Below are 9,997 nucleotides of genomic sequence, written 5' to 3' on the forward strand. Positions count from 1 at the left end.
CACGGGCCGTAAGGTGAGACACATGAACGATCGCATGGTGTGGATCGACTGCGAGATGACCGGCCTCTCGCTGTCCGACGACGCGCTCATCGAGGTGGCCGCCCTCGTCACCGACTCCGAGCTGAACGTACTCGGCGAGGGGGTCGACATCGTCATCCGCCCGCCGGACTCGGCGCTGGAGACCATGCCGGAGGTGGTGCGCCAGATGCACACCGCGTCCGGCCTGCTGGACGCCCTCCCCGGCGGCACGACGCTCGCCGACGCGGAGGAGCAGGTCCTGGCGTACGTACGCGAGCATGTGAAGGAACCGGGCAAGGCCCCCCTGTGCGGCAACTCGGTGGGCACGGACCGGGGCTTCCTGGTCCGGGACATGCCGACCCTGGAGGACTACCTCCACTACCGCATCGTGGACGTCTCGTCGGTCAAGGAGCTGGCCCGCCGCTGGTATCCGAGGGCGTACTTCAACAGCCCCGAGAAGAACGGCAACCACCGGGCGCTGGCCGACATCCGCGAATCCATCGCCGAGCTCCGCTACTACCGCGAGGCGATCTTCGTCCCGCAGCCCGGCCCCGACTCGGAGACGGCCCGTACGATCGCGGCGAAGCACGTCCTACCTGCGCGATGACCCGCCGGTAAAGGCTGGCGCGAGCACCCCTTCGGACCCTGTACACTTTTTCTCGGCCGGTCGGTGAAACCTTCGGATGAACCGCCGGTCATGGTGGGTGTAGCTCAGCTGGTAGAGCACCTGGTTGTGGTCCAGGATGTCGCGGGTTCGAGTCCCGTCACTCACCCTTAATGATCAAGGGCTGACCTGTGAAAACAGGTCAGCCCTTCGTCGTGGGCCACATGTTGGGAACATCGCGGGAACCGATCAAGAAATTCGTGGGATCCGGATGCGCTGGTGCGCCGTCGGAGTACTGCTCCGCCTCCGGGTGATGAAGATCCCTCGAGTCCGGTCGCGGCCGGGCTCGACCCAACCCGTCGTCGGTACGTGTGAACTGTTGCGGCCCTCGTCCTCCTTCGGGAGGGCGAGGGCCTTTGCATGGGGTTGCCGCTCGCGTCGTCAGCTGGCTTTCTTCTCTTCCCAGAGTTCGCGGACGCTGGTGGTGAGGGTGCCCTCGTGCTGCTCGTAGTGAGAGAGGGCGAGGCCGAGGCCGAAGAAGGTGGGCGCCCATTCGCCGATGAAGATCCCCCACCGGTCGGCGCGGGCGAGGCCGGTGCCGGGCTCGGCTTTGAGGCTGGTGTACCAGGTGACGAAGGATGCGCCGATGCTGCCGATGGCAGCCATGTAGGCGTGTTCGCTGCGTATGCCGAAGTCGTGGAGTCTCTTGATGACCATGGCGTGCTCCGTTCTTTGGGCGTACTCGACTCGGGGTACCCATGCCGCCGCGATCTATCACAAAGCGCGCATTCTGGTGATATGGGTCGTAGGCCGGTGTAGGTTCTCGGGCTCCGTTGCCATGAGGCGGCGTCGTGACCTGCTTCTCGGCCTGGCGCCCAGGGATCCACCGGCAACCGGGGGCGTGTGGCCCAGGTCCGGCGAACGCCGTGAGCGCCACCGGATCATGAGGAAAAGGACAAAGGATGGCAAAGGGCGACGCAAAGAAAGATCGGGCAGGCGGGGCCGTTGTCGGTCTCCGCCTACCCGATCACAGCCAGCCAGCCAGCACGCGCCGCGAATCTCGGGGTTGAGGCCGGGCACGGCCATCGCCTACGGGGAGGATCCTGCCCGCGCTCGCCCTGTGCCGGCCCGCCTCCGCCCTGGGCCGGCTGCCGCGCAGGAGAGCAGGAGATCGGCGGCCTCGGTGCAAGGCGATCGAGGCGGGTGCCGCTGGAGTCGCGCGCTCTCGGGTGACGGTCTGCTTCCTGCCACGGTCGTGACCGCGGCCTCGGTTATGCGCGGGCGGAATGGGCGGATGGCGGTTCCTCCGTCGATCGACAGGATGCTCGATGCTCGCTGGGCCTGCCCCTCGCTGGGACTGTTCTCCGCGCGGCTCACCGAGTCACCGGGGCCCCTTGCTGCCCGCATAGGGCGGGCAGCCGCAGGCCAAGCGCCAGCACCGGGCGGACGGCCATAGGCCGTCGTCCACGCCCTGGGGCCGGCAGCTTGGGGGTTTCTGTCAGTACCCCTCACAGCCGGGACTCCCAGGTCCGGGCCGTTTCGCGTTGCATGGTCAGTGGGGTCGGCAGAAGCGGACGCGGCACCTCGACGCGGCACCTCGATGACGGCGCCCCCGCACAACATCCCCCTGCTTCGGCGTCCGGACATTGCTCGACCGACGCCGGCCACCCCTGTTCACCCTTTCTCAGAATCCCAAGGAGAATCCCAAGGACATGACGATCAACATCTCCCTCGACAACCAGGCCGCATTCGTCACCGGCGCCGGCTCCGGCCTCGGCCTGGCCGCCGCACAGGCATTCGCCGAGGCGGGCGCCGCCGTCGCGCTCGCCGACCGCGACCTGGACGCTGTCCAGGCGGCGGCCGAGCAGTTGACGGCGGCCGGACACCGGGCGATCGCCCTCCGCTGCGACGTGGCCGACGAATCCGACGTCGCCCGGGCCGTCGACCAGACGGTGAGCGCGTTCGGCCGTTTGGACGCGGCCTACAACAACGCCGGCATCCAGGCCCCGGTCAGCGAGACCGCGGACGCTGACGGCGACGACTTCGACCGCGTCATCGCGGTCAACCTCCGCCACGGCCAAGGTGCCACCGTCGCCGTCGTCCCCCACCGCGATCCGGTGCGTCTGCGGGACGATCACCGGGTGCCGTACGGCCCGGTGAAAGGCCCAGCCCCGCTCCAGCGATTCCCGGGCCGGGCCGGTGACCGCCGTCTTCACGAACCACCGCTCGCCCGTGTCCGGCAGCCGCACGCCGTACGACTCACACCCCGAGTCCTGTTTCCCGAACACCCGGAACACCTCACCGGCCCCGTCGAGGTACGCCGCCACCGGGCCCTCGATGCGGTCCACACCCAACAGCGGGTGGCCACACCGGTCTTCCTTGCTCCCGAGACCCTTCACCGAACACCCCGTTCCGCAGCCCGAGAGAGGAGTATGAGGCACACGCACCGTGGGGGTCGGGCCCGCGTCGCGGGACATCGCCCGCGGCTCCTGGGGGTTGGAGTACGGCGGCCCGCTCCTGATCGGCATCGGCAACCAGTACCTCTTCGGCGCACGGAACGCCTGAACCCGTACGGCGAAGGAGATGGCCACGTCCGGACCCACACCGCCCTCGACCACAACGGCGAGCGGGTCTACGGCGACCGCGGCACCGGACCGGGCAAGGAGGTCGCCGTCATCGGCGCCTCGGCGATCTGAGCCCCGTCTCAGGACGAAGCCCGCGTCACCAGCTCCGTGGGCAGTACCACCTGGCGGCGGTCCAGTCCCCGGGAGACCGCCGGGCGGTGGTCGGCGATCTCGTCGAGGAGGAGGTCGATCATGGCTCGGCCCATCTCCTCGATGGGCTGGCGGACACTCGTCAGCGGGGGATCCATGTGGCGGGCGATCGCCGAGTCGTCGTAGCCGACCAGCGCCACGTCGTCGGGTATGCGGCGGCCGGCCTCGCGGAGGACCTGGCGGGCGCCCGCCGCCATCACGTCGGACTCGGCGAACACCGCGTCCAGATCGGGGCACCGCGCCAACAGCTCGCTCATCGCCCTCCGGCCGCCCTCCTCCGTGAAGTCACCGGGGACGATCAGGTCCTCGTCGACCTCACGGCCGGCGTCCTCCAGGGCCTCGCGGTAGCCGTCGATGCGGCGCTGGGCACCGTAGACGTCCAGGCGGCCGGTGATCGTGGCTATGCGGGCACGACCTCGCTCGATCAGGTGTTCCACCGCTGAACGGCCACCGCCGTAGTTGTCGGAGTCCACCGACGGCAGCGTCTCGTACTCCGAGCGCGGGCCGCTGATCACCGCCGGGATTTCCAGCTGTGAAAGCAAATCGGGGAGCGGGTCGTCCGCGTGGACCGAGACCAGAAGGACGCCGTCCACCCGGTGTGCCGCCAGGTACTGGGCCAGCCTCCGGCGCTCCCTGTCGTTGCCCGCGAAGATCAGCAGCAGCTGCATCTCCGTGTCGGACAGCTGCGCGCCCACACCCTTGAGGATGTCGGAGAAGTACGGCTCCGCGAAGAAGCGGGTCTCCGGCTCGGGCACGACCATCGCGATCGCATCGGTACGGTTCGCCGCGAGGGCGCGGGCCGCCGTGTTCGGGACGTAACCGAGCTCCGCGACCGCCGCCTCGACCGCCGCGCGGGTCGCCTCACTGACCCTCGGCGAGCCGTTGATCACCCGGGACACCGTGCCCCGGCCGACCCCGGCCCGTGCGGCGACCTCTTCCAGCGTCGGCCGCCCGCCGCTCCGGCCCCGTGCCCCGTGGCCTGCCACCATGGTCGCCTCCCGTTCACACCCCGCTGGCGTGGAATCTAACAGTCCTGATCGTCGTACGACGTCCGGCAGGGCATCGACCGGAGCCGGAGGGCTTCGCGCACCGCCCGGCCCAGGACGGCTTCCGGGCGCTGCCCGGAAGGGCTTCCGGCACTGCCCGGAAGGGCTTCCCGCACCGCCCAGGAGGCCTTCGTACGGGCATCCGGCGCCACCATTCGGCCGCCGCCGCGATCACCTCCTGAAGCCCCGAGGTCCTCGAAGCCCCGCCCGCCACTCGCGCGCAGCTCACGCGCACCTCACCGCACTTCAGCCGCGCCTCGCCCGCCCGTATCCCTGCGACGGCCCAGCCCCATCCGGTCCCATCGGGACGTGTCCCGCCTTCGCCGCCCGGGTTAGTTAACAGCCCGATAACCGAAGACATATCTCTGCGCTCGCTCCCTTGACACCCCCGCACGAACCGACGACTCTTCAACACATCACTTGTGGGAGCGCTCCCACAGTACCTGGCACTTACACATCCCGCACGTTCCCCGCCCGAGCCGCAGCAGCACGAACGGGCCCAACAACGCAGTTGGCCGGGGGGTCGGCACGTCAGGGCATCAGGAGGACGCAATGCGAGCACGTACCCTCCCCCACTCTCGGCTGCGGTCGGGCGGGGGCACCCGTATCGCCCGCAGAACGCGAAAGACGGTGGTCATCGCGACCGTCGCCGCGTTGGGCGCCGGGCTGCTGGCCGGCTGTGCTGACGACGGCAAGGACGAGGAGGGCTCGTCGTCGAACGAGGGCGGCGGCAAGACCAAGATCACCCTGGGGCTCTTCGGCAGCTTCGGCTTCGAGGAGGCCGGGCTCTACGACGAGTACGAGAAGCTGAACCCGAACATCGACATCCAGCAGACGGTGATCGAGCGGAACGAGAACTACTACCCGCCGCTCGTCAACCACCTCACCACCAACAGCGGTCTGCAGGACATCCAGGGCATCGAGGTCGGCAACATCGCCGAAGTGGTGCAGAAGTACAGCGACAAGTTCGTCGACCTGTCCAAGTACGGCAAGGAGAGCGACTACCTGCCCTGGAAGTGGGAGCAGGGAACCGCGGAGAACGGTCAGACGATCGGGCTCGGCACCGACGTCGGGCCGATGGCCATCTGCTACCGCAAGGACCTGTTCGAGGCGGCCGGTCTGCCCACCGACCGCGAGGAGGTCGGCAAGCTGTGGACGGGCGACTGGGCGAAGCTCGTCGACATCGGCAAGGACTACAAGGCGAAGGGCCCCAAGGGCACCACCTTCATGGACTCCCCCGGCGGCCTGTTCAACGCCATCATCGGCAGTGAGAAGGAGCGCTACTACGACGCCTCCAGCAAGGTCATCTACAAGACGAACCCGGCCGTCAAGAAGGCGTTCGACCTGACCGCCGAGGCCGCCGAGGCCGGTCTGATCGGCAACCAGACGCAGTTCCAGCCGGCCTGGGACACCACGATCGCCAACAGCAAGTTCGCCGCGATGGCCTGTCCGCCGTGGATGCTCGGCTACATCGAGGGCAAGTCGAAGCCGGAGAACGCCGGCAAGTGGGACGTGGCCGCGCCGCCGAAGGCCGCCAACTGGGGCGGCTCCTTCCTCAGCGTGCCGAAGTCGGGCAAGAACACCGAGGAGGCCGCGAAGCTGGCCGCCTGGCTGACCGCGCCCGAGCAGCAGGCCAAGCTCTTCTCCAAGCGCGGCAGCTTCCCGACCGCGCAGGCCGCGTACGATCTGCCGCTGGTGAAGGACGCGAAGAACAAGATGACCGGTGACGCCCCGATCGGCCAGATCTACGCGCCGCTGGCCAAGGAGCTCCCGGTGCAGGTGGTCGGCCCGAAGGACCAGATCATCCAGCAGGGCCTGACCGACAACGGCGTCATCCTGGTGACCCAGGGCAAGTCGCCCAAGGAGGCCTGGGAGAACGCGGTCAAGACCATCGACAACAACCTGGAGCAGTGACCGGTCATGGCCACCCGGCACGACACCGCCGCCGCGCCCCCCGCCAAGGAGGGGGGCGCGGCCCCGGCCCGTCCGCCCGTCGAATCACCTGAGACGCTCCGGAAGCGGGCCCGGCTGTCCCGCCGCTGGCAGCGGGACGTGCGCTGGAGCCCGTACGCCTTCGTCTCGCCGTTCTTCATGCTCTTCGTCGCGTTCGGCCTGTTCCCGCTGATCTACACGGCGTGGGCCTCGCTGCACACGGTGGAGCTGACCGCGCCCACCGACATGGAGTGGGCGGGGCTGCGCAACTACACCCGGATCTTCGACGACGAGTTCTACTGGAACGCGGCGAGGAACACCTTCACCATCGGGATCATCTCGACCGTCCCGCAGTTGATGATGGCGCTGGGCATCGCGCACCTCCTCAACTACAAGCTGCGCGCCTCGAACTTCTTCCGGGTCGTGATGCTCGCGCCGTACGCCACGTCGATCGCCGCGGCGACCCTCGTCTTCGTGCTGCTCTTCGGCCGCGACTACGGCATGATCAACTGGTTCCTGGGCCTGTTCGGCGTCGACAACATCGACTGGCAGAACGACAAGTGGTACGCGCAGATCGCCGTCTCGTCCATCGTCATCTGGCGCTGGACCGGCTACAACGCGCTGATCTACCTGGCCGCGATGCAGGCGATCCCGCAGGACCTGTACGAGTCGGCGGCCCTCGACGGCGCCAGCCGCTGGAGGCAGTTCCTCCATGTGACGCTGCCGTCGCTGCGCCCGACGATCCTGTTCACCGTCGTCGTGTCGACCATCGGCGCCTCGCAACTCTTCGCCGAGCCGCTGATGTTCGACGCCAACAAGGGTGCCTCCGGCGGCCCGCAGCACCAGTTCCAGACGCTCGGCCTGTACATGTACGAGCAGGGCTGGGTGAACCAGCACCTGGGACGTGCCTCCGCCATCGCCTGGACGATGTTCCTGATCCTCATCGTGGTCGGGATCATCAACTACGTCATCTCGCGCCGGCTGCGCGCCAGTAGTTAGGAGACCGGCCGTGACGACGACAATCACCAAACCCCCGGCCGACGCGGTGCCCGAGCCGCCGAAGAACGGCAAGCGCAGGCGTGGTCCGAAGGCGGCGCGCGCGGGCGGGCAGCATCACGCGGGCCGCATCGCCTACGCCATCCTCATCGTCTTCACCCTCGTGTCGATCTTCCCGCTGTTCTGGACGGCGATCGCCGCCTCCCGCGACAACGCGCGGCTGGCGGAGACCCCGCCGCCGTTCTGGTTCGGCGCGAACCTCTTCGACAAGATCGAAGTGGCCTGGAGTGACGCCAATCTGGGCGAGGCGTTCCTCAACACGACGATCGTGGCGGGCGTTTCGTCGCTGACCATCGTCTTCCTGTCGACGATCGCCGGGTTCGCCTTCGCCAAGCTGCGGTTCAAGGGCCGTAACGCCCTGATGCTGATCGTGATCGGCACGATGATGGTGCCGCCGCAGCTCCAGGTGATCCCGCTCTACATGATGGTCGCCAAGCTCGACTGGACCGACCAGCTCCAGGCGGTGATCCTGCCCTCGCTGGTCAGCGCGTTCGGTGTGTTCTTCATGCGGCAGTACCTGATCCAGGCGCTGCCCGACGAGATCATCGAGGCGGCTCGGGTGGACGGCGCGAGCAGCTGGCGGGTCGTCTGGCACGTGGTGTTCCCGGCGGCCCGGCCCGCCATGGCGGTCCTCGGCATGCTGATGTTCGTCCAGACCTGGAACGACTTCCTCTGGCCGTTCCTGGTCCTGACCCAGCTGGGCAACCCGACCGTCCAGGTCGCGGTCGCCGGCCTGGGCCGCGGCTACACCCCCGACCAGGCCCTGATCATGGCGGGCGCGCTCCTGAGCACGCTCCCCCTCCTCCTGGTCTTCGCGATCTTCGGCAAGCAGATCGTGGGGGGCATCATGCAGGGTGCGGTCAAGGGCTGACGCCCGCATTCGTTCATAGTCGGATTCCCTGGGGGCCGGGTCACCGCCGCCTCGGCCCCTTTCTCTCCGCTCCTCTTCTCTCTCCTCTCTCCTTTCTGTTCTCCTCTGTTCTCCTCTGTTCTCCTCTGTTCCCTCTGTTCCCGCTCTTCGTTTCCCCCCACTCACCTCTGTCGGTCTATACGACCACCAATGGGAGCGCTTCCATGCCTGAGCCCACAACGCCGGTGACCTTTCCTCCCGCCTTCCTCTGGGGCGCGGCTACCTCCGCGTACCAGATCGAGGGCGCGGTGCGGGAGGACGGCCGTACGCCCTCCATCTGGGACACCTTCAGCCATACGCCGGGCAAGACCGCCGGTGGCGAGAACGGTGACATCGCTGTCGACCACTACCACCGCTACCGCGACGACGTGGCGCTCATGGCGGAGCTGGGCCTCAACTCGTACCGCTTCTCGATCTCGTGGTCCCGGGTGCAGCCGACCGGGCGGGGCCCGGCGATCCAGCGGGGCCTGGACTTCTACCGCCGTCTGGTGGACGAGCTCCTGTCCAAGGGCATCAAGCCGGCCGTCACCCTCTACCACTGGGACCTGCCGCAGGAGTTGGAGGACGCGGGCGGCTGGCCCGAGCGCGACATCGTCCACCGCTTCGCCGACTACGCCCGGATCGTGGGCGAGGCGCTGGGCGACCGAGTCGAGCAGTGGATCACGCTGAACGAGCCGTGGTGCACGGCGTTCCTGGGCTACGGCTCCGGGGTGCACGCGCCGGGCCGCACGGACCCGGTGGCGGCGCTGCGCGCGGCCCACCACCTGAACCTGGCACACGGCCTGGGCGTCTCGGCGCTGCGCTCGGCGATGCCGTCGCGCAACACGGTGGCGGTGAGCCTGAACTCCTCGGTGGTACGCGCCCTTTCGGACTCGCCCGAGGACCAGGCGGCGGCGAAGAAGATCGACGACCTGGCGAACGGCGTCTTCCACGGCCCGATGCTGCATGGCGCGTACCCGGAATCGCTCTTCGCGGCGACGTCGTCGCTGACGGACTGGTCGTTCGTCCAGGACGGTGACGTGGCGACGGCCAACCAGCCGCTCGACGCGCTGGGCCTGAACTACTACACGCCCACGCTGGTGGGCGCGGCGCCGGAAACCGTGGCCGGCCCGCGCGCCGACGGCCACGGGGCGAGCGACCACTCGCCGTGGCCGGGAGCGGACGACGTCCTGTTCCACCAGACACCGGGCGACCGCACCGAGATGGGCTGGACCATCGACCCGACGGGCCTGCACGAGCTGATCATGCGGTACACCCGGGAGGCCCCGGGCCTGCCGCTGTACATCACGGAGAACGGCGCCGCGTACGACGACAAGATGGACGCCGACGGCCGTGTCCACGACCCGGAGCGGATCGCGTACCTGCACGGCCATCTGCGCGCGGTCCGGCGCGCGATCGCCGAGGGCGCGGATGTCCGCGGGTACTACCTGTGGTCCCTGATGGACAACTTCGAGTGGGCGTACGGCTACGGGAAGCGCTTCGGGGCGGTGTACGTGGACTACGCCACGTTGGCCCGTACGCCGAAGTCGAGTGCGTACTGGTACGCGCAGGCGGCGAAGACGGGGGCCCTGCCGCCGCTGGTGACGACCTCGGCGTAGGCACCGGGGCGGCGTAAGCCGGGGGCAGGGGGAGCCCTCCGGGGGGGAAGGGGGGCCGG

General features: G+C 68.7%; 7 protein-coding genes, 1 tRNA gene and 1 pseudogene. 7 read left to right on the forward strand and 2 right to left on the reverse strand.

Annotated features, from left to right (window positions below; translation table 11 throughout):
• Positions 1 to 22: 22 nt before the first annotated feature.
• Together orn and STRIP9103_RS02050 are read left to right on the forward strand one after the other, a co-directional pair.
• Entirely contained in the window at positions 23 to 625 is a 603-nt protein-coding gene (gene orn / locus STRIP9103_RS02045; protein ID WP_009295880.1) for an oligoribonuclease, read from the forward strand.
• A 93-nt stretch (positions 626 to 718) separates the two neighbouring features.
• Positions 719 to 791, forward strand: a tRNA-His gene (locus STRIP9103_RS02050).
• A gap of 272 nt (positions 792 to 1,063) precedes the next feature.
• Here the strand turns inward: STRIP9103_RS02050 and STRIP9103_RS02055 are convergent.
• Complete coding sequence (locus tag STRIP9103_RS02055) at positions 1,064 to 1,339, reverse strand: hypothetical protein (protein WP_009295891.1); 276 nt, start codon at positions 1,337 to 1,339, stop codon at positions 1,064 to 1,066.
• Between the two features lie 995 nt (positions 1,340 to 2,334).
• Between STRIP9103_RS02055 and STRIP9103_RS53725 the strand changes: the two are divergent.
• Positions 2,335 to 2,694: pseudogene (locus tag STRIP9103_RS53725) on the forward strand (SDR family NAD(P)-dependent oxidoreductase); the annotation flags it as partial.
• Between the two features lie 632 nt (positions 2,695 to 3,326).
• On the opposite strand, the gene STRIP9103_RS02065 reads toward STRIP9103_RS53725, so the two are convergent.
• Positions 3,327 to 4,382, reverse strand: coding sequence for a LacI family DNA-binding transcriptional regulator (locus STRIP9103_RS02065; RefSeq protein ID WP_048819540.1), 1,056 nt, complete (start codon positions 4,380 to 4,382; stop codon positions 3,327 to 3,329).
• 612 nt (positions 4,383 to 4,994) lie between these two features.
• Here STRIP9103_RS02065 and STRIP9103_RS02070 point away from each other — a divergent pair.
• From STRIP9103_RS02070 to STRIP9103_RS02085, 4 genes are all read left to right on the forward strand, one after another.
• Entirely contained in the window at positions 4,995 to 6,356 is a 1,362-nt protein-coding gene (locus tag STRIP9103_RS02070; RefSeq protein WP_009295889.1) for an ABC transporter substrate-binding protein, read from the forward strand.
• A 6-nt stretch (positions 6,357 to 6,362) separates the two neighbouring features.
• On the forward strand, positions 6,363 to 7,373 hold the full coding sequence (locus tag STRIP9103_RS02075) for a carbohydrate ABC transporter permease (RefSeq protein WP_009295893.1): 1,011 nt from the start codon (positions 6,363 to 6,365) through the stop codon (positions 7,371 to 7,373).
• Between the two features lie 10 nt (positions 7,374 to 7,383).
• Positions 7,384 to 8,301 (forward strand): carbohydrate ABC transporter permease, encoded by a 918-nt coding sequence (locus STRIP9103_RS02080; protein WP_009295876.1) that lies wholly within the window; start codon positions 7,384 to 7,386, stop codon positions 8,299 to 8,301.
• A gap of 203 nt (positions 8,302 to 8,504) precedes the next feature.
• Positions 8,505 to 9,938, forward strand: a complete 1,434-nt coding sequence (locus STRIP9103_RS02085; RefSeq protein WP_048819538.1) for a GH1 family beta-glucosidase — start codon at positions 8,505 to 8,507, stop codon at positions 9,936 to 9,938.
• Positions 9,939 to 9,997: the final 59 nt, after the last annotated feature.

The sequence above is a fragment of the Streptomyces ipomoeae 91-03 genome (assembly GCF_000317595.1).
GTDB lineage: Bacteria > Actinomycetota > Actinomycetes > Streptomycetales > Streptomycetaceae > Streptomyces > Streptomyces ipomoeae.